Source organism: Gryllotalpicola protaetiae (assembly GCF_003627055.1).
In the GTDB taxonomy this organism is placed as follows: domain Bacteria; phylum Actinomycetota; class Actinomycetes; order Actinomycetales; family Microbacteriaceae; genus Gryllotalpicola; species Gryllotalpicola protaetiae.
This window is the reverse complement of sequence record NZ_CP032624.1, coordinates 2,732,946-2,752,354: the sequence shown is the minus strand read 5'-3', so window position 1 is coordinate 2,752,354 and position 19,409 is coordinate 2,732,946. Positions and strand designations below refer to the sequence as shown.

Below are 19,409 nucleotides of genomic sequence, written 5' to 3'. Positions count from 1 at the left end.
AGTGGAAGATAATGGTGGCGATGTCAGCCGAATCGGATGCCGCAGGCCGCGGCCCCTACGCCAAGGGCGTCGCCCGGCGCCGCCAGATCATCGAGAGCGCCATCGCCGAGTTCGCCGAGCGTGGGGTCGACGGCACGTCGCTGCGCACCCTCGGCGATGCGATCGGGGTCTCCCACGCGACGCTGCGGCACTACTTCGCATCGCGCGATGAGCTGCTGATCGAGGTCTACCGCGCCCATGAGGAGCGGGACCCGGCCGACGGGCCCGACGCCCGCGGAGCCGTCGACATCATGACGGCCAGCGCCGACATCAACCGGGCGATCCCGGGGCTCGTGCGGCTCTACGCGACCCTGTCCGCCGATGCGCTGCAGGAGGACCACGCGGCGTCGCGGGATTTCATCCGCGAACGCTTCGCCGCCGTGCGCGAGGACCTCGCCGGCAGGATCCGCGAGGGTCAGGCATCCGGCCGCATCGCTGCGGACATCGACCCCGTCGACGCCGCCGCACTCGTCATCGCGGCCTCGGACGGACTGCAGGTGCAGTGGCTGCTCGCCCCCGACGAGGTCGACGTGCGCCGCTCGCTCAGCCTGCTCGAGCGCCTGCTGCCCGACTCGCCCGTTTAGCTCTCGGTGTCGCCGAGGGCTGCCAGGCGGGCCTCCTCGTCGGCGGTGATCGCCGACTCGATGACGGGCTCGAGGGCGCCGTTCAGCACCTGGTCGAGGTTGTAGGCCTTGAAGCCGGTGCGGTGGTCGGCGATGCGGTTCTCGGGGAAGTTGTAGGTGCGGATCCGCTCAGAGCGGTCCATCGAGCGCACCTGCGACTTGCGGGCGTCGGATGCCGCGGCATCCAGCTCCTCCTGCTGCTTCGCGAGCAGCCGCGCCCGAAGCACGCGCATCGCGGCCTCGCGGTTCTGGATCTGCGACTTCTCGTTCTGCATCGACACGACGATGCCGGTCGGCAGGTGCGTGATGCGCACCGCCGAGTCGGTCGTGTTCACCGACTGGCCGCCGGGGCCGGATGAGCGGAAGACATCCACGCGGATGTCGTTCGCCGCGATCTCGACCTCTTCGGGCTCATCGACCTCGGGGAAGACGAGCACGCCGGCCGTCGAGGTCTGGATGCGCCCCTGCGACTCGGTCGCCGGCACACGCTGCACGCGGTGCACGCCGCCCTCGTACTTGAGGTGCGCCCACACGCCCTGCGCCGGGTCGGTCGCATTCGACTTGATGGCGACCTGCACGTTCGTGTACCCGCCGAGGTCGGTGGCGTCCGCCTCGAGGATCTCGGACTTCCACCCCTTCGAGTCGGCGTAGTGCACGTACATGCGCAGCAGGTCCGACGCGAACAGCGCCGCCTCTTCCCCGCCGGCGCCGCCCTTGATCTCGAGGATCACGTCGCGGCCGTCGTCGGGGTCGCGCGGGATCAGGAGGCGCCGCAGCTTCTCCTGTGCGGCGGTCTGCCTCTCCTCGAGCGAAGGGATCTCCTCGGCGAAGGCGTCGTCCTCGCGGGCGAGCTCGCGCGCGGCGTCCAGGTCATCGACCGACTGCTGCCAGTCCTCGTAGGCCTTCTTGATCTGCGAGAGCTCGGCGTAGCGGCGGTTGACCTTCTTCGCGCGCGCCGGGTCGGCGTGCAGTGCCGGGTCGGCGAGCTGCTGCTCGAGATCGTGGAACTCGTCGAGCAGGCCTGAGACCGACTCGAACATCAGCGGTGGTTGTTCTCGTTGCCGTGCGAGTGCCCGCCATTGCTGGACGTCGGGATCGACTTCTGCATCTGCACGAGGAACTCGACGTTCGACGAGGTCTCCTTCAGCTTGCCGAGCACCACCTCGAGCGCCTGCTGCTGGTCGAGGCCCGCGAGGGCGCGGCGCAGCTTCCAGGTGATCTTGACCTCGTCGGGCGACAGCAGCATCTCTTCGCGGCGGGTGGAGGACGCGTTCACGTCGACCGCCGGGAAGATGCGCTTGTCGGCGAGCTGGCGCGAGAGGCGCAGCTCGCTGTTTCCGGTGCCCTTGAACTCCTCGAAGATGACCTCGTCCATCTTGGAGCCGGTCTCGACGAGCGCCGTCGCGAGAATCGTGAGCGACCCGCCGTGCTCGATGTTGCGAGCAGCACCGAAGAAGCGCTTGGGCGGGTACAGGGCGGACGCGTCGACACCACCGGACAGAATGCGGCCGGATGCCGGGGCGGAGACGTTGTACGCACGGCCGAGGCGGGTGATCGAGTCGAGCAGCACGACGACGTCGTGGCCCAGCTCGACGAGGCGCTTCGCGCGCTCGATGGCGAGCTCCGCGACCGTCGTGTGGTCCTCGGCTGGGCGGTCGAAGGTCGAGGCGATGACCTCGCCCTTCACCGTGCGCTGCATGTCGGTGACCTCTTCCGGCCGCTCGTCGACGAGCACGACCATGAGGTGGACCTCGGGGTTGTTCGTCGTGATCGCGTTCGCGATCTGCTGCAGCACGATCGTCTTGCCGGCCTTCGGAGGCGCGACGATGAGGCCGCGCTGGCCCTTCCCGATCGGGGCGACGAGGTCGATGATGCGCTGGGTCAGCTTCTCGGGCACGGTCTCGAGGCGCAGGCGCTCCTGCGGGTAGAGCGGGGTGAGCTTGCCGAACTCGACGCGGGTGGCCGCCTCTTCGACCGTCTGGCCGTTGATCGAGTCGACGCGCACGAGCGCGTTGTACTTCTGGCGCGAGCCCGCGCCGTTGTCGTTCTCGCGCGGCTGGCGGATCGCGCCGACGACCGCGTCGCCCTTGCGCAGGCTGTACTTCTTGACCTGGCCGAGCGAGACGTACACGTCGCTCGCGCCCGACAGGTAGCCGGTGGTGCGCACGAACGCGTAGTTGTCGAGCACGTCGAGGATGCCCGCGACCGGGATCAGCACGTCGTCCTCGGTCAGCTCGACCTCGGCGTCGTCGCCGCCCGCGGCGCCGCGGCGCTTGCGGTCGCGATAGCGGCTGCGACGGCCGCCCTCGCCCTGCTCGCCGTCAGGCCCGTTCTGACCCTGGCCGTTCTGGCCCTGGCCGTTGCGGTTTCCGCTCTGGCCGTTCTGGTTCTGACCGTTCTGGCCGTTGCCCTGCTCGCGGCCGCCCTGCTGGCCTTCGGGCTTCTCGCCCTGGGCCTGCTGCTCGCCGTTCTGCCCGTTCGACTCGCGCTCCGCACGGTTGCGGTTCCGGTTGCGGCGGTTGCGGCGGCTGCGGCTGCTCTCGCCCTCGCCGGGCTGCTGGCCGCCCTCGTCGGCCTGCTCGGCGTCGGATGCCTCGCCCTCTGCCTGCTCGGCCGGGGCCGTGTGGCCCGCCTGGCGCTGCTCTGCCACCGCGTCGAGCGCGGACAGCAGCGACTCGACGCCGGTCTGTCCGGCGTTCACGTGGCCGGCGGCCGCCGTGACGGTGCCGCCGGTCGAGGCACGGCGCGAGCGGCGTGCGGGGCGGGTGGGTTCGGATGCCTCGTCTCCACTCGGCTGCTGCGCAGCCGAGTCGACGGGCGGAAGGAGGTCGCCGCTGGTCGACTCAGCCTCGGGCTGAATGGAGACCAGGGACTCGTCGGAGGGAGCATCGGCGGGGCTACCGCTCGCAGGCGCAGCCTGCTCGCCGTCCGCCAGGTGCTGACCCACCGGGTCAGCACTCTGTCTGGCGGACGCGATGGCGGCGATGAGCTCGCCCTTGCGCAGCTTCGCGCCGCCGGCGATGCCGAGCTCGGACGCGAGGGCCTGCAGCTGCGGAACGCGCAGCGAATTGAGGTCGATGTCAGCGGATTCGGCGCTGATCAGATCAGTCACTTTTCTTCGGATTCCTATCTCCGAAGGGCGCATGAGGGCCACATCGGGAAAGCACTCGCAACTTCAATGGTGCGCGGCGGACCGTTCCGCCGCTGGTTGGTACTCGGGTTGGATCAACTCGATTGCGAGGCGTACGTGTTTCTGATTCACCCGCAGATTCCGAGTCGCCGACAAGCCGGGACTTCGGTGGGTGATGCGCCCATACTAACACTCAGGAGGCGGCGCTCTGCGCCCCCATAGGCGTCACGGTGGCGCCCTTGAAGTCGACGGCGAGCATCAGCGGCTGCCAGGCGACGGCTGATTGAGCGGCGACCAGGTCGGCCGCGAGCAGGCGGTCTGACGGCCGTTCGCAGAGCACGAGCACGCTCGGGCCGGCACCGGAGACGACGGCGGGGAACCCCGACCCGCGCAGCAGCCGCACGAGCGCGCTGGTGTCTGGCATCGCGGAGGCGCGGTAGTCCTGGTGCAGCTTGTCCTCAGTTGCAGACAGCAGCAGCTCGGGGCTCTGGATGAGCGCCGCGATGAGCAGCGCGGAGCGCGAGACGTTGAACACGGCGTCCTCGTGGGGCACCTGCGCAGGCTGCAGCGAGCGCGCGAGCTTCGTCGGCACGGTGTGCGCAGGCACGAACACGACCGGCGAGACGCCGCGGTGCACGTTGAGCTTCTTGTGCTGGGGACCGCGTGGCTCGAGCCACGCGATGGTCAGGCCGCCGAAGAGCGCGGGCGCGACGTTGTCGGGGTGGCCCTCGAGCTCGGTCGCGATGGCGAGCAGTTCGGCCGGGCCGAGCTCGGCCACGCCCTCGAGCAAGCCCTTGGCGACCATGATGCCGGCGACGATCGCCGCGCCCGACGAGCCGAGGCCGCGACCGTGCGGAATCGCGTTGCGGGCGACCAGATCGAGCCCGGGCACCTCGACGCCTTTGCGCGCGAGGACGTCGAGCACCACGGAGGCGACGAGATTCGACGCATCCGTCGGCACGGCGCCGTCAGCACCCACCCCGTGCACCTCGACGCGCACGCCCGGCGTCGCCGAGACGGTCGCGTCGACCTCGTCGTAGAGCGACAGCGCGAGGCCGAGGGTGTCGAAGCCGGGACCCAGATTGGCGGTGGTGGCGGGCACGCGCACGTGCACGCTGCGGCCGATGGGGATCGCCGGCCCCGGCATCTCGCCCGGGGCGACGGTCATGCCCCCGCCCCGACGGATGCCTTCTCGAGGCCGATCGCCCCGGCGACGGCGTCGGCAGAGACCTCGACCACCGTCGGCCGCACCTCCGAGCCGTCGGCCTGGCGGAGCGCCCACTGCGGGTCCTTGAGGCCGTGGCCGGTGACGGTGATCGTGACGACCGAGCCCTCGGGGATCACGCCGGCTGCAGCGCGCTCGAGCAGGCCAGCGACGCCGATCGCGCTGGCCGGCTCGACGAACACGCCGACCTCGGCCGCGAGCAGCTTCTGCGCCGCGAGGATCGTGTCGTCGTCGATCGCGCCGAAGTAGCCGTCGGTCTTGTCGCGCGCCTCGAGCGCGAGGCTCCACGAGGCGGGGTTGCCGATGCGGATCGCGGAGGCGATGGTGTCGGGGTCCTTCACGGGGTGGCCGAGCACGATGGGCGCGGAGCCCGCCGCCTGGAATCCGAACATGCGGGGCAGCTTGGTCGTCGCGCCGCGTTCGAGCTCTTCGACGAAGCCGCGCGTGTAGGCCGTGTAGTTCCCGGCGTTGCCGACGGGGATGAAGTGGAAGTCCGGGGCGTCGCCGAGGCGCTCGACGATCTCGAACGCCGCCGTCTTCTGGCCTTCGATGCGGTCGTTGTTGACGGAGTTGACGAGGTGCACGGGGTATTCGGCCGCGAGCTCGCGTGCGACGTCGAGGCAGTCGTCGAAGTTGCCCGTGAGCTGCACGATCTCGGCGTCGTGCACGATCGCCTGGCTGAGCTTTCCGAGCGCGATCTTCCCCTCGGGGATCAGCACGACGGCCTTGATGCCCGCGTGTGCCGCGTAGGCCGCGGCCGACGCCGAGGTGTTGCCTGTTGAGGCGCAGATGACGGCCTTCGCGCCGGCTTCGACGGCCTTCGAGATCGCCATCGTCATGCCGCGGTCCTTGAAGGAGCCCGTCGGGTTCATGCCCTCGTACTTGATGTACACGCGCGCGCCGGTGCGGCGCGACAGCGCCGGAGCCTCGATGAGCGGCGTGCCGCCCTCGCCGAGGGTGACGATCGGCGTCGCATCCGTCACATCGAGGCGGTCGCGGTACTCGTGCAGGACTCCCTGCCACTGGTGGGCCACTTGCTCTTACGCTCCTTCGATCCGCAGCACATGCGCGATCGACGTGACCGCGGCGCTGGCGCGCAGCGCTTCGACGGTCGCCGCGAGGGACGCCTCGAGGGCTGCATGGGTTCCGATGACAAGGGTAGCCGTCGGCGACTGCCCGTCCGCCGCGCCGGCGGGACCGGCGACCGACTGCACGACGGTCTCGATCGACGCGCCGTTCTCGGCGAACAGGCGCGCGATCTCGGCGAGCACACCCGGCTGGTCGGCGACGTGCAGAGTCACGTGGTAGCGCGTGACGGCGGCCGACACGGGCAGCACGGGCAGGTCGGCGTGGGTGGATTCCGCGACCCCCGGGCCGCCCGCCACGTGGCGCCGCGCCGCCGAGACGACGTCGCCGAGCACGGCCGAGGCGGTCTGCACGCCGCCGGCGCCCGCGCCGTAGAACATCAGGTCGCCCGCGGCCTCCGCCTGCACGAACACGGCATTGTGCGCGCCATGGACGGCAGCGAGCGGATGCCTGCGCGGCACCAGCGCCGGATGGACACGCGCCGACACCGCCGCCTCACCGGTGGCCGGGTCGGCGATGCGCTCGCAGATCGCGAGCAGCTTGACGACGTAGCCCATCTCGCGGGCGAGGTCGACCTGCTCCTTCGTGATGTCCTCGATGCCCTCGCGGTAGACGGACTCGAGCGGCACGTTGGTGTGGAACGCGAGGCCCGCGAGCAGCGCCGCCTTGGCGGCCGCGTCGTAGCCGCCGATGTCGGCGGTCGGGTCGGCTTCCGCATAGCCGAGCTCGGTCGCGACGGCGAGCGCCTCGCCCAGTTCGTCTCCGTCGACATCCATGCGGTCGAGCACGAAGTTCGTGGTGCCGTTCACGATGCCGAGGATGCGGGTCACCGAGTCGCCCGCGAGGCTGTCGCGCAGCGGCCGGATGATCGGGATCGCCCCGCCGACCGCCGCCTCGTAGTACAGCTGGGCGCCGACCTGGCCGGCCAGGTCGAACAGCTCGGGACCGTGCACTGCGAGCAGCTGCTTGTTGCCCGTCACGACGTCGGCGCCGGAGTTCAGCGCCTTGACGATCAGCTCGCGCGCCGGCTCGATGCCACCCATCAGCTCGACGACGATGTCGGCGCCGAGGATCAGCTGCTCGGCGTCGGTCGTGAACAGCTCGCGCGGCAGCGCCGCGTCGCGCGGCTTGTCGAGGTCGCGCACGGCGATGCCGGCGAGCTCGATGCGCGCGCCGCTGCGGCTCGACAGCTCTGCGCCGTTCTCGAGCAGCAGGCGCGCAACCTGCGAGCCGACCGTGCCGCCGCCGAGCAGCGCGATCTTCAAAGTCCTGTATTCGATCAACGGATGACTCCCGTGTCGTGTGAGAGAAGGTCTTCCTCGGTCTCGCCGCGCACGATCACGCGGGCGACGCCGTCGCGCACGGCCACGACGGCCGGGCGTGGAAGGTAGTTGTAGCGGCTCGACAGCGAGAAGCAGTACGCGCCGGTCGCGGGCACCGCGAGCAAATCGCCCGGCACAATGTCGCCGGGCAGGTAGTCGGCGTCGACGACGATGTCACCGGATTCGCAGTGCTTGCCCGCGATGCGGACGAGCACGGGCGAAGCATCCGATCGCCTGCTCATCAGCCGCACGCTGTAGTCGGCCTGGTAGAGCGCGTGCCGCGCGTTGTCGCTCATGCCGCCGTCGACGCTCGCGTACAGCCGCATGGCCGTGCCGCTGCCGGCGGCGACCTCGACCGGCTTGGTCGTGCCGAGCTCGTAGAGCGTGACACCGGGCGTGCCGATGATCGACCGGCCCGGTTCGAAGGCGAGGTGCGGCACCGGGATGCCGAGCTCGGCGCAGGTCGCGGCGACGGTGCCGACGATGTGCGCGGCGAGCTCGTCGATCGGCGTCGGATCGTCGGCGGTCGTGTAGGCGATGCCGAAGCCGCCGCCCAGGTTCAACTCGGGCATGGGGCCGCCGTCGAGCAGCCGTGCATGCACCGCGAGCAAGCGGCTGGCGGATTCGGCGAAGCCGTCAGACCCGAAGATCTGCGAGCCGATATGGCAGTGCAGGCCGACGAAGTCGAGGGATTCATGCGAGCGGATGCCCGCCACGACGCGCTCGACCTGGTCGAGCGGCAGGCCGAACTTCTGGTCTTCGTGGGCGGTCGCGAGGAACTCATGGGTGTGCGCGTGCACGCCCGAGTTGACGCGCAGGCGCACACGCTGGCGGCGGCCGTGGCGGGCCGCCGCGTCGGCGACGCGCTCGACCTCTTGCTCTGAGTCGATGACGATCGTGCCGAGACCCACGGCGGTGGCGCGGTCGATCTCGGCGAGGGACTTGTTGTTGCCGTGCAGCCCGAGCCGCGCCGGGTCGACGCCCGCTGCCAGCGCGACGGCGAGCTCGCCCGCGCTGCACGTGTCGATGTTGAGGCCCGTCTCGGCCACCCAGCGCGCGACCTCGGTGGAGAGGAACGCCTTGCCCGCGTAGTAGATCGTGACCGTGGTGCCCGCCGCCGCCGCGGCAGAGGTGAAGGCGGCCAGCGTGCGAGCGGCGCGCGCCCGGGCATCCGCCTCGTCGATGACATAGAGCGGCGTGCCGAACTGCGCCTTCAGGTCGGTGACACGCACTCCCCCGATGCTGACGACGCCGTCTTCCTCGCGGCGGGCGCTCGCCGGCCAGATCGCGGCGGGCAGCGCGTTCGCGTCATCGGGAACGGTCAGCCAGCTCGGCGCCAGGGGGTTGGTGACCACGGGTGTCCTCTGGTTCAGATGGGGATTCCGGTCAAGTTTACCGGGCGCCCCTGAGCGCCGGAGAACTCATGACGGCGGGAGGCACGGGTGGATGCGCACATCGAGACGCGCCGCTACGAGGTTCTGCGCGGACATTCACCCTGAATCGCGCGCTTCGGTGGGGTCATCCTTCAGCCACGCCATCCCCGCAGCATCAGAGCTTCGCGGGTCATGCGCGCGACATCGGCGGCCGTGTGGTGCTTGCGCACCCTGATCACGGTCCAGCCCGCGAGCACGAGTCTGTTGTATCGATCGACGTCGAGCCCCGACCAGCGATCCTTGTGCCAGCGCTCACCCTCGTATTCGATGACCACCTTGAAGCGGCGGTAGACCAGATCGCCGATCGCGATGAGCTTCCCATCCGAGCCGAGGATGCGCAGATTCCGCTCGGGCTCGGGCAGGCCGGCCCGCAGAATCACGAGTCGCACCCAGCTCTCGCGCGGCGACCACACGTTCTCTCTCAGCTGAGGAAGCGCCTCGCGCAGCTTGCGGGCTCCACGGCCGGGGCCGTGCACTGCAACCGCGTGCTCGAGGTGACGCAAGGTCGTGAGCAGGAAGGGTTTCTCAGACAGCATCCGATCGCCGGCCGCGATCAGTTCGTCCACATCCATGACGGATGCCAGTTCGCACCACACCTCTGCCAGGACGCGTACGCGCCGACCGTTCATCCACGTCGTCTCGGCAAGCTGTGCGGTGTGGCCCACCACCAAGGGCCCACGTGGCGTCGATCTCGTCGGCGCCGTCACGTGCACTTCGAGGCGCTCGAGCCGCGCCGGCAGCGGGACCCCAGTGATGCGGGCGGCAGTCGGCCCGCTGAAGAACCACCCGCGCGGCATCCGCACTTGATATGCGTCGCACAGGAGCGCGAACCGCTCGTCGTCGTCGGCCTCTTCGAGCAGTGCGAGGGGAAGACGCACGCCACGGAACGGGTTCGCAAGATCTGATGCTCTGAGTCTGTCGCGGGTGAGCCCGGCCGCGTCGGCCTGGGTCACGGTGAATGGAGCAATCGAGAGAGACTCTGGCAGCGGGCTGGGTCGGCGCATGCCGGAAGTTTGGCGAGGAGCCGCACGCGGTCGCCGGGCCGAAGCCCGTATTCGGGGACGACGAGTGCTCGAGCCCGCCTGTGCTGTGCAAGACCGACGCAGCGCTGCTTGTCCCGCACGGCAAGTCGAGGCCTGCTGGCGCTCTCATCGAAACGCGCGCAAACGGGGCTCTGGGCGACCGAAAGCCCATTTCAGCGCGTCTCGACGGCGCGCGGACACTGCGGGCAGGCGCGGCGGGGGCGCAGGGCAGCAGGCGCGGCGACTACGAGGCGGGGCAGGTGCCGTGGGTGTTGAAGGTCTTCGGGTCGAGCGAGAAGTGCTGGGCGTCGAAGCTGATCGCCGCCTTGCTGCGCGCGATCGTGATGTCGCCGATGTTGAGGCCGGCCGGCAGGTAGGGCGCGACGCAGAGGTTCACCGGCTTGCCGTCAAAGAGGCCGCCGAGCAACGACTTGACGTCGAAGTGCACAGGCCCCGAGGTGACGTTGACGGATTCCGGGTAGAGGCGGATCACCCCGCCGTCGGCCACGGGCCGCACCGCCGCTGAATAGCTGAGCGGCAGGCCGAGCACCTGTGCGGTGGCGAGATAGGTGACGGTCTTCGCGCTCAGCTGGATCGACGCCGTCGGGTCGGGCAGCGCGACCAGGCCGTTCACCGCGGCCTCAGAGACGTGCAGTGTGCCGTGCATCGAGCCGAGCACCGGAGCCACCTGGAACGAGCGGTCGATGGTCACATCGTTCGCCTCGAGCGTCGCCGACACCGAGCCGCGGTCTGTCGTGATCGCCGGGGCGTCGACCTGGACCTGGTCGAAGCGGCCCTCGAGGTACTGCGCGAGGAACGAGAAGCCGCGCACGTGGACTTTCAACCCCGGCGCGGTCACGCCGGCGGGCAGCGCCTTCGCGATCTCGGATTCCATGCGGCTCTGGGCATATGACCGCAGCGCCGCGTCGGCGCCGAAGGCGAGCGCCACCACCGCGAGGAGGACGACGACGAGCCAGGCGAGACGACGCGCTCTGTTCATTGCAGACCCCAGCTGGCGCTACATCTTCTCCGGAGCGGAGACGCCGAGCAGCTCGAGCCCGTTGCGGATCGTCTGGCCAACGGCGAGGTTCAGGGTCAGTCGCGTGCGATGCACGTCCTCGACGGGCTCCTCGCCCTGCGGGATGACGCGACAGGTGTCGTACCAGCGGTGGTACAGCCCGGCAACCTCTTCCAGGTAGCGGGCGACGCGGTGCGGCTCGCGCAGCTCGGCGGCGTGCGCGATGACGCGCGGGAACTCCTGCAGGGCGCCGAGCAGCGCCGACTCGGTCTCGTGCGTCAGCAGCTCGGGCGCGAACACGCTCGTTTCGACCCCGGCAGCCTGCGCGTTGCGGGTCACCGAGCAGATACGCGCGTGGGCATATTGGACGTAGAACACCGGGTTGTCATTGGTGCGGCTGCGCAGCTGCTCCGGGTCGAGGGCCAGCGGCGAGTCGGCCGGGTAGCGGGCGAGGGAGTACCGCAATGCATCCGCCCCCAACCATTCGATCAGGTCGTCCATCTCGATGATGTTGCCCGCGCGCTTCGAGAGCCGCGCGCCGTTCACCGACACGAGCTGGCCGATGAGCACCTCGATGTCCTTCTCGGGGTCGTCGCCGGCGGCGCCCGCGAGCGCCTTGAGGCGGTGCACATAGCCGTGGTGGTCGGCGCCGAGCAGGTAGATCTTGTGCTCGAATCCGCGCTCGGACTTGCTCAGGTAGTACGCGGCGTCGGCGGCGAAGTACGTGTAGACCTCGTTCGAGCGGCGGATGACGCGGTCTTTGTCGTCGCCGAAGTCGGTGGTGCGCACCCACACCGCGTCATCGGCGTCGAAGACGTGGCCGAGCTTCCGCAGGTCTTCCACGGCGTCGTCGATCGCGCTCGTCCCGGTCTCGGGATCCACCGCGTGCAGGGTGCGCTCCGAGAAGTAGACGTCGAAGTGCACGTTGAAGTCGGCGAGCGACTGCTTGATCTCACCCAGCTGCCGCGCATAGGCGACCTCGCGCGCCGTCGCGAGCGCCTCGTCGGAAGGCAGCTCGAGCAGACCCGGGACCTCTTCGAGCACCTGGGCGGCGAGCTCGGCGATGTACTGGCCGGGGTAGCCGCCCTCCGGCGTCGGCTCGCCCTTCGCGGCCGCGAGCACGCTTGCGCCGAACTTGTCCATCTGGGCGCCGGCGTCGTTGATGTAGTACTCGCGCGCCAGCTCGGCCCCCGAGGCGAGCAGCACGCGGGCGATCGAGTCGCCGAGCGCCGCCCAGCGGGTGTGGCCGATGTGCAGCGGGCCGGTCGGGTTGGCGCTCACGAACTCGAGGTTGATGGTGCGCCCGGCCTGGCTGGTGTTGCGGCCCCATGCGGTGCCCGCGTCGACGATCGTCTTCGCGAGCTGGCCGGCAGCAGCCGCCTCGAGGCGCAGGTTGATGAAGCCGGGGCCGGCGACCTCGGCCGACGCGACGCCCTGCAGCGCCGCCGCCGCCGCCGCGATCTCGGCCGCGAGCTCGCGCGGGTTCGTGCCGAGCGGCTTCGCGAGCTTGAGGGCGACGTTCGTCGCCCAGTCGCCGTGCTCGCGGTTCTTCGGGCGCTCGAGCGTGACGTCGGCCTCGACGAATTCCGGCCCCTCGCCGTCGCCGCGGCGTCGCGCGACGATGGGCGCGACGAGGGCGAACAAGGCAGCGGAAAGCTCGTCAGGAGTCACAAATAACGATTCTATGGGAGGGCAATCGGCAGCTCCTGAGAGGGCTGGGTCGCTTGATAGGCTCGCGGCCAACGCGTGCCGCAACCCCAGTACGGCACGGATGCCTCGACGGAAAGCTCCCCCGCCATGCCCTTGCCTCGCCCTGCCCTTCGCATCACGACCGTCCTCGTCGCCGCGTTCGCGACCGCGGCGCTGCTGGCAGGGTGCACGCACGCGTCGAGCACCGCGAAGGACACCCCGAAGGCCGGCGACACGTCGAACACGGCGCCGAGCGACGGCGCCACCACGCCGGCGGCCGAGCCGAGCTCGACCCCGACGCCGACCCCGACGCCCGTGACGCTGCAGCAGGGCGAGGTGTGGACCGCGCAGCAGGTCTACGACTTCAACCCGAACTTCTCGCCTGACCCGAACTACAAGCCCAGCGACACCGCCGCGAAGCTCGTCGACCTCAAGGGCGTGAGCTTCGGGTGGGTCAACCAGACCAGCGGCGACACCATCGAGATCGCCGTCGCGCACCCGTCCGAGAAGAACTTCGACCAGTTCAGCGGAGCGGTCGCCAGCAGCGGCGCACAGCAGGTGCCGATCGACGGCGCTCCGGCCGACACCGTGAGCTACTTCAACGTCGCAGACGGCACCGGGACGCTCGACGTCTTCACCGCGAACGGCTACTGGATCGTCATCGACTCGAAGATCTTCCTCGAGCCCGGCGACAGCTACCAGATCGCGAGCGCGGTCATGGGCAATTTGAAGTAGCTAGCGACCCACGCGGGCGACGCGCTCAGCGAGCGCGTCGGGGGTGAGGCGGGCCAGCGCGACGATCAGCTTGTAGCGCAGGCTCGGGATCGACACCGCGCGTCCGCGCATCGTGTCGATCAGCGCGGCGCGCACGACGTCTGGCGCGGCGAGCCACATGAAGTCGGGCACCGCCCTCTCGAGCTGGGTGGGGCGCGCGACCTCGTCGGCGGCGACGGCCGCGTGGGCATCCGTCGCCAGGCGCTGGTGGAACTCGGTGCGCACGAAACCGGGCGCGATCGCCGTGATGCGCACACCGCGGCGCCGGTACGCGACGTTCGCCCACCTGCTGAAGGTGAGCAGCCACGCCTTCGCCGCGCTATAGGTGCCGCGTGGCGTGAAGCCGGCGACCGACGCGATGTTGATGATCGTGCCGCTGCCGGCGGGCAGCATGTGCGCGAGCGCCGCATGCGTGAGGCGCAGCGGCACCTCGACGAGCATCGTGAGCAGCTCGAGCTCGTCATCGACCGAGTTGCGGTCGAAGTCGCGCGCGAGGCCGAAGCCCGCGTTGTTCACCAGCACGTCGATGCGGCCCACGGATGCCCCGACCCGCGCCTCCGCCGCCTTGACGCCCGCCTTCGTCAGCAGGTCGGCGGGTAGCACCTCGACCTCGACGTCGTGGGCGGAGCGCAGCTCGTCGGCGAAGGCCTCGAGCCGAGCCGCGTTTCGGGCGACGAGAACCAGGTCGAGCCCGGCCGCCGCCAGCTGGCGCGCGAACTCGGCGCCGACGCCGCTCGAGGCTCCCGTGATCAGGGCACGGGTTCCGATCGATCGACGCTGGAGCACTGGTTCACGATATCCGCACTTGACAATCCGAGCTAGCGATATATCGTTAATGTGTCTTTGAAGTTCAAAGACCTGTTTACAGAAAGGTCGACCGATGCGATACGACGACATGTCTCATCAGAACAACACCGGACATCACGACTTCCCGGCGCGCACTGCGCGCTTCCATCACGACGAGCACCACGGCCCCTTCGGCGGCGGCCCCTTCGGCGGTCGCGGCATGCGCGGCGGTTTCGGCGGTTTCGGCGGCGGCTTCGGCCCGAGCTTCGACCCGGCCGACTTCGCGCGAGGCGGCCGCGGCCGCAGGCGCGCGTCCCGCGGCGACATCCGCGCCGCCCTGCTCTCGCTGCTCGCCGAGGCGCCCGCCAGCGGCTACGCCCTCATCAAGGCGATCGGCGACAAGACCGACGGCCTGTGGGTTCCGAGCCCCGGCTCGGTGTACCCGACGCTGCAGCAGCTCGTCGACGAAGAGCTCATCGCCCCGTCGGGCGAGGGCCGCAAGACCGAGTACACGCTGACCGACGCGGGCCGCGCCTATGTCGACGAGCACGCCGACGAGCTGGCCGCCGCATGGCAGGCCGCGCCGTCGCGCAGCGGCGCCGACGCCGAGCTGTTCACCTCGATCGGCAAGCTGATGGGCGCGATCCACCAGCTGCGCTTCGTCGCCTCCGACGAGCAGCGCTCGCAGGCGGCGGCGAAGATCGACGCCCTGCGCAAGGACCTCTACGCCCTCCTCGCCGAGAGCTAAAAGGCCGATACACCCGTGATGGCGCGGCCGATCAGGAGCTCCTGGATCGACTCCGTGCCCTCGAAGGTGTGCAGCGCCTCGACGTCGGCGAGGTGCCTGGCCACCGCGTTCTCGAGCAGAATCCCGTTGCCCCCGAGCAGATCGCGCGCGTCCGCTGCGATCGCTCGGGCGGTGCGGGTGCTCGTGAGCTTCGCGACGGATGCCGCTTGCTCGGTCAATCGCCCGGCATCCGCCTCTCGGGCAAGCTGCACGAGCAGCGTCTGCAGCTGGGTGATCGCGGCGAGCTGACGCGCGAGCCGCGACTGCACCAGCTGTGTCGCGGCGAGCGGTTTGCCGAACTGCACGCGGACGCCCGCGTAGTGAACGGATGCCTCATAGCAGGCCACCGCGTGTCCGAGCGCCGCCCACGAGACCGTCAGCCGTGTCGCCAGCAGCACCCGCGTCACGTCGCGGAACGAGTGCGCCCCGGGCAGCACCGCGTCCGCCGGAACGCGCACGCCGCGGAGCTCGATGTGCGCCTGGTGGATCGAGCGCAGCGCGAGCTTCCCGGTGATCGGCCGGGCCGCGTAGCCTGCGGTCGACTGCGGCACGAGGAATCCGCGCACCCTGCCGTCGTCCTCGCCGCCCGAGATGCGCGCCCACACGATCGTGAGGCCGCCGGAGGCTCCCCCGCCGATCCACTTCTTCTCGCCGTCGAGCACCCACTCGTCGCCGTCGCGGCGGGCGCTCGCCTCGAGAGCGACCGAGTCGGAGCCGTGCAGCGGCTCGGTGAGCGCGAAGGCGCAGAGCACCTCGCCGCGGGCGAGCGGGCCGAGCCAGCGCTCCTGCTGCTCCGGTGAGCCGAACTGCGCGATCGTGCGCAGCGCGAGGCCGCCCTGCACACCGGCGATCGCCGCGACCGAGCCGTCGCCGCGATTCAGCTCGGCGGTCGCGAGGCCCGCGGCGAGCGTGGACTGGTGCGGGAAGCCCTCGACCTCCACACCGTCACGCAACAGGTCGAGCGCACCGAGCCGCGGCAGCAGCTGGGCCGGGTAGTGCGCGTGCTCCCACCACTCGTCGATGTGCGGCAGCACCTCCGCCGCAGTGAAGTCGCGCGCGCGATCGCGCCACGCGAGCTCATGCGGTGCGAGGCCGCCGAGCACCCCGGCGACGTCAGGATCGAGCGCGGGTACGTCCAGCACTCCCCCAGTCTGAACCCGCCAGGCCTAGGTGCGGCCTACGTATGCCTCCCAGCAGACGGTGCAGATGGCGAACTTGGGCACGTTGCCCGCGCCGCGGACGGCCGCCGCGTTGCCGCACAGGCTCTCCGTCGGCTCGCCGATCGCCGGGGCCACCTCAGGCGGGGCGTAGCCGATGCTGACATGGATCAGCTTGTCCGGGGTCGGCGTGGGCACGCACGGCTTGTATTGCGTCGGCAGCGCGACGAGGAGCGCACCGGTCAGTTGAGCCATTGACGTTGGGATAGCCATGAGCTTTTCTCTACTCCGAGGCGCAGGCGCTGTCTAGCTCCCGAGCTGGGGCAGACAGTTCGCCGATGCGTCGCTAATCGGCTGCGCTCGCGGCCCGCGCGCGCAATGTGCTGAGAGCGCGCGCGGCCTCCGTGCGATTCCGCACGCCGAGCTTTCCGAGGATGCGGCTGACGTGCACCCCGACGGTGCGCTCGCTGATGAAGAGCCGCTCCGCGATTCCCCGGTTCGAGAGACCTTCTGCGATGAGCTCGAGCACCTGGAACTCGCGTTCGCTGAGCCCGGCAGGGGCCACCCGCCCCCCGTCGCTCAGCGCCACCGGTGTGAGTTTCAGGCCACCCGCGTGGATCGTCTCGAGGATCAGGCCGGTCAGCGGCCGGGCTCGAAGACGGCTTGCGATCTCGTGTGCGCGTGACAGAAGGCTGACCGCATCGGCCGGCGCGCGCGAGGTCAGCGCGCGCAGTCCCCCGCGGAAGCTGGCGTAGGCCTCATCGAACAGACGATCGCCCTGCTCTGCCCCGTCGGCGATGGCCCGCCACTGGCCGACAGAATCCTCGTCGACAAGGCGAGCGAACTCGGCCTCGCAGAGCTGCGCGAAACTCTGCCCGAGTGAGGGCAGGTCGGCACCGAGCGCGGTACGCCGCGCAAGCGCGATCAGCGGCTCTGCCAGCCCGCGCACGAGAGCGGTGCGATCCCTCGGGCGACTCGATTCGAGATCGTCCGCGTGGGCGCGGAGCGCGAGTGCGGCGGCGTGCAGGACCATCTCAGGATCGTCCTGCTGGGGGAGTTCGCCGAGCCCGGGGGCGAGGATGCTCAGCGCCTCCCGCGGCTGTCCGCGCCAGATCGCATACGCGGCCTCGTTGAAAGTGAACTGCAGCGCGTAGATCCCATCCCCGAGCTGCCTCCGCGCGATGTCGATGTGCTCGGCGGCATCCGTCCACTCGCCCCGCAGCGTCTGGATCTCGATGATCTCGTTGTGCAGATGGATGCCCATGCTGGACGAGACATGCTCGGCGAGCGCCGCACGCGCGACCGAGAGCGCCTCGTCCCACTCACCGACGGCCGCGAGCGCCGAAACGTAGTTGGAGGTGACGCTGGATGCGATCGACAGGATGGGGCCGTATCGGGCGCACTTGTCGATCGCCTCACGCGCGACCTCGATGACCTCTCGATGCCGCTCCGCGACACCGAGCACGTAGGTCAGATTCCCGTAGGCGCGGATGGCGGTCTCGAGGTCATCGGCCTCAAGCGCGAGACGCGCGCACTCGCTGAGCTCGGCCTCTGCGCGCGCGCCGGCGTCTGCCGCGGGCTCCGGCACGAGAGTGCTCACCACGGCGCGCGTGACACGGGCGTCAATCTGCGCGTGGCGCTCGCCGGCGGCCGAGGCATCCGCCATCGCCTGCTCGGCGGTCTGCACGCTCGCAGCCATGTCGCCCTGGTTCATCTGGTCGCGCGCGAGAGCGGCAAGGGTGCGAGCGCGCAGTGCCAGCCGGGCCGCGTCTGCGGGGTCGGTAAGCCCGAGCACCGCGCGGAAGCTCGCCGCGGATTCAGCGACCCGACCCTCTGCCGAGAGCAGCCGGCCGCGTTCATAGGCGACCCGCGCCTCGTCCGCGCCGGCGACGGCACCTGCCTCGTCGAGCAGAGCCAGCGCAGACGCGACGTCGCCCGACCAGTGGTAGGCGGGCACCGCCTCGAGCAGCAGCTCGGCGCGCTCCGGCGCCTCGGCCTGGGCCGCGGCCGGGATCGCGAGCAGTTCGGCGTAGGCATCCCGCGCGAGAGCGAAAGACCGCACCTCGAGGGCGTGCCGCGCGCCGCGCAGCAGCTGGTCCCTCGCCTCATCGACCCGCCCGGCAGCGTGCAGATGGCGGCCCAGCTCGAGCGCGTGCTCGCCGTCGGCCGCGCCGTGCGCGGCCAGCAGATCGGCTGCGGCGCCGTGCACCGCCCGGCGCTGCTGCGGGGTGCCCGCGCCCTCGAGCACCTCGCCGATGAGCGCGTGCCGCAGCCGCAACTCGTCGCCGGCGTCGTTCAGGATGTCGCGGTCGAGCAGCTCGTCGACCGCACCGCTCTCGCCCGCGAGCTCGTAGAGGTCGTCGGCATCGACACGCCCGCCGAGCGCGCCGACGACCGCGACGAGGTGCCGCCCTTCGGCCGAGATGCCCCGCAGCTCGAAGCGCAGCAGCTGCTCCAGGTCGCTCGGCAAGCCGGGTCGTGCGCCATGCCGGGCGAGGCGCGCGGCGAAGAACGGGCTGCCGGCAGCCCGCGCAGTCAGCACCTCGACGACCGCGGCGTCGAGCTCAGGCTCTGCCTCGGTGATGATCTCGGCGATCGCCGTGTCGGGCAGCGGTTCGAGTTCGATGGTCTGCGCGACCTCGAGGCGCGTGAACTCGAAGACGAAGTCGGCCAGCTCGTCGGTCTGCCGCGGCGGCCGGCTCGTGGCCAGCAGCAGCACGTTCTGGTCGACGAGCTTGCGGGCAACGAAGCCGAGCAGGTCGAGGCTCGCCGCGTCGGCCCAGTGCAGGTCTTCGATGACGACGACAAGAGGCTGGGCGGATGCGACGGCGGTCAGCGTCACGATGACGGCGGCGAAGAGACGCGCGTGCGACAGGGCCGCGTCGGCGGCGCCGTGCAATGCGGCATCCGCCTCGCCATCGCCCCAGCCCGCCGCGATTGGCGCGAGACCGGCCCACACCTCGTCGGTGACCGCATCGCGCAGCCCGGGGTGCTGCTCGCGCAGGTCGCGCATCAGGTCGGCGACCGGCCCGAACGGCAGGCGGGTCGCGCTCGACGGCGTGCAGTTGCCGCGCACCACCGTGTGCCCGCGCTCGGCGGCGGTACGAGCGACCTCGTCGATCAGGCGAGTCTTGCCGGTTCCCGCGTCCGCCGTGACGAGCACAGCAGTCGGTACGCCGACCTCGCTGGCGTCGAGGTAGGCGAGCAGCCGCGCGTACTCGGGTTCGCGGCCGATCATGCGGGGAACGGGTCGGGCCATGCTGTGCCCAGGGTAGCCGCCGACTACGTCATCCGGGCAGTGCCCTGTGACACACAGGT

16 protein-coding genes are annotated in these 19,409 nt (G+C 70.5%); 3 read left to right on the top strand and 13 right to left on the bottom strand.

Annotated features, from left to right (window positions below; genetic code table 11):
• Nucleotides 1-20: 20 nt before the first annotated feature.
• A complete protein-coding gene (locus D7I44_RS13325; protein ID WP_120790958.1) occupies nt 21-623 on the top strand; it encodes a TetR/AcrR family transcriptional regulator in 603 nt (200 codons plus the stop codon).
• Here D7I44_RS13325 and prfA read toward each other — a convergent pair.
• The 9 genes from prfA to argS form a co-directional block, all read right to left on the bottom strand.
• Nucleotides 620-1,702 carry a peptide chain release factor 1 gene (gene prfA / locus D7I44_RS13320; RefSeq protein ID WP_120789941.1) on the bottom strand — a complete coding sequence of 361 codons (1,083 nt, stop codon included), beginning with the start codon at nt 1,700-1,702 and terminating at the stop codon, nt 620-622. The genes D7I44_RS13325 and prfA overlap by 4 nt on opposite strands.
• On the bottom strand, nt 1,702-3,774 hold the full coding sequence (gene rho, locus D7I44_RS13315) for a transcription termination factor Rho (protein WP_120789940.1): 2,073 nt from the start codon (nt 3,772-3,774) through the stop codon (nt 1,702-1,704). The genes prfA and rho overlap by 1 nt, the downstream gene beginning before the upstream one ends.
• Before the next feature lie 211 nt (nt 3,775-3,985).
• Nucleotides 3,986-4,960 carry a homoserine kinase gene (gene thrB, locus D7I44_RS13310; RefSeq protein ID WP_245979621.1) on the bottom strand — a complete coding sequence of 325 codons (975 nt, stop codon included), beginning with the start codon at nt 4,958-4,960 and terminating at the stop codon, nt 3,986-3,988.
• Nucleotides 4,957-6,051 carry a threonine synthase gene (thrC, locus tag D7I44_RS13305; protein ID WP_120789939.1) on the bottom strand — a complete coding sequence of 365 codons (1,095 nt, stop codon included), beginning with the start codon at nt 6,049-6,051 and terminating at the stop codon, nt 4,957-4,959. Before thrC ends, thrB begins: the two co-directional genes overlap by 4 nt.
• Before the next feature lie 6 nt (nt 6,052-6,057).
• Nucleotides 6,058-7,386: a homoserine dehydrogenase gene (locus tag D7I44_RS13300; protein ID WP_120789938.1), complete on the bottom strand. Its 1,329-nt coding sequence runs from the start codon at nt 7,384-7,386 to the stop codon at nt 6,058-6,060.
• On the bottom strand, nt 7,383-8,780 hold the full coding sequence (gene lysA / locus D7I44_RS13295) for a diaminopimelate decarboxylase (protein ID WP_120789937.1): 1,398 nt from the start codon (nt 8,778-8,780) through the stop codon (nt 7,383-7,385). Before lysA ends, D7I44_RS13300 begins: the two co-directional genes overlap by 4 nt.
• Before the next feature lie 170 nt (nt 8,781-8,950).
• Nucleotides 8,951-9,862 carry a hypothetical protein gene (locus tag D7I44_RS13290; RefSeq protein ID WP_162940278.1) on the bottom strand — a complete coding sequence of 304 codons (912 nt, stop codon included), beginning with the start codon at nt 9,860-9,862 and terminating at the stop codon, nt 8,951-8,953.
• A 262-nt stretch (nt 9,863-10,124) separates the two neighbouring features.
• Nucleotides 10,125-10,880: an LmeA family phospholipid-binding protein gene (locus D7I44_RS13285; RefSeq protein ID WP_120789935.1), complete on the bottom strand. Its 756-nt coding sequence runs from the start codon at nt 10,878-10,880 to the stop codon at nt 10,125-10,127.
• A gap of 18 nt (nt 10,881-10,898) precedes the next feature.
• Nucleotides 10,899-12,569 (bottom strand): arginine--tRNA ligase, encoded by a 1,671-nt coding sequence (gene argS / locus D7I44_RS13280; protein WP_120789934.1) that lies wholly within the window; start codon nt 12,567-12,569, stop codon nt 10,899-10,901.
• A gap of 75 nt (nt 12,570-12,644) precedes the next feature.
• Between argS and D7I44_RS13275 the strand changes: the two genes are divergently transcribed.
• The gene (locus D7I44_RS13275) at nt 12,645-13,322 is read left to right on the top strand and encodes an iron ABC transporter ATP-binding protein (protein ID WP_162940277.1); all 678 of its coding nucleotides are present in this window, start codon (nt 12,645-12,647) and stop codon (nt 13,320-13,322) included.
• On the opposite strand, the gene D7I44_RS13270 is transcribed toward D7I44_RS13275, so the two are convergent.
• The gene (locus D7I44_RS13270; RefSeq protein ID WP_245979619.1) at nt 13,323-14,147 is read right to left on the bottom strand and encodes an SDR family NAD(P)-dependent oxidoreductase; all 825 of its coding nucleotides are present in this window, start codon (nt 14,145-14,147) and stop codon (nt 13,323-13,325) included.
• Between the two features lie 94 nt (nt 14,148-14,241).
• Between D7I44_RS13270 and D7I44_RS13265 the strand changes: the two genes are divergently transcribed.
• Nucleotides 14,242-14,895, top strand: coding sequence for a PadR family transcriptional regulator (locus D7I44_RS13265; protein WP_245979618.1), 654 nt, complete (start codon nt 14,242-14,244; stop codon nt 14,893-14,895).
• Here the strand turns inward: D7I44_RS13265 and D7I44_RS13260 are convergent.
• The 3 genes from D7I44_RS13260 to D7I44_RS13250 all read right to left on the bottom strand — a co-directional run bounded on the left by D7I44_RS13260 (nt 14,892) and on the right by D7I44_RS13250 (nt 19,350).
• Complete coding sequence (locus D7I44_RS13260; protein ID WP_120789930.1) at nt 14,892-16,076, bottom strand: acyl-CoA dehydrogenase family protein; 1,185 nt, start codon at nt 16,074-16,076, stop codon at nt 14,892-14,894. The two genes, D7I44_RS13265 and D7I44_RS13260, sit on opposite strands and share 4 nt — an antisense overlap.
• Nucleotides 16,077-16,100: 24 nt before the next feature.
• On the bottom strand, nt 16,101-16,346 hold the full coding sequence (locus D7I44_RS13255) for a hypothetical protein (protein WP_120789929.1): 246 nt from the start codon (nt 16,344-16,346) through the stop codon (nt 16,101-16,103).
• 91 nt (nt 16,347-16,437) lie between these two features.
• Nucleotides 16,438-19,350 (bottom strand): helix-turn-helix transcriptional regulator, encoded by a 2,913-nt coding sequence (locus tag D7I44_RS13250; protein ID WP_120789928.1) that lies wholly within the window; start codon nt 19,348-19,350, stop codon nt 16,438-16,440.
• Nucleotides 19,351-19,409: the final 59 nt, after the last annotated feature.

Excerpts from the sequence above, each read along its gene's own strand:
- D7I44_RS13325 (WP_120790958.1), top strand. The coding sequence starts at position 21 with ATGTCAGCCGAATCGGATGCCGCAGGCCGCGGCCCCTACGCCAAGGGC.
- prfA (WP_120789941.1), bottom strand. The coding sequence starts at position 1,702 with ATGTTCGAGTCGGTCTCAGGCCTGCTCGACGAGTTCCACGATCTCGAG.
- thrB (WP_245979621.1), bottom strand. The coding sequence starts at position 4,960 with ATGACCGTCGCCCCGGGCGAGATGCCGGGGCCGGCGATCCCCATCGGC.
- D7I44_RS13290 (WP_162940278.1), bottom strand. The coding sequence starts at position 9,862 with ATGCGCCGACCCAGCCCGCTGCCAGAGTCTCTCTCGATTGCTCCATTC.
- D7I44_RS13285 (WP_120789935.1), bottom strand. The coding sequence starts at position 10,880 with ATGAACAGAGCGCGTCGTCTCGCCTGGCTCGTCGTCGTCCTCCTCGCG.
- D7I44_RS13265 (WP_245979618.1), top strand. The coding sequence starts at position 14,242 with ATGCGATACGACGACATGTCTCATCAGAACAACACCGGACATCACGAC.
- D7I44_RS13255 (WP_120789929.1), bottom strand. The coding sequence starts at position 16,346 with ATGGCTCAACTGACCGGTGCGCTCCTCGTCGCGCTGCCGACGCAATAC.
- D7I44_RS13250 (WP_120789928.1), bottom strand. The coding sequence starts at position 19,350 with ATGGCCCGACCCGTTCCCCGCATGATCGGCCGCGAACCCGAGTACGCG.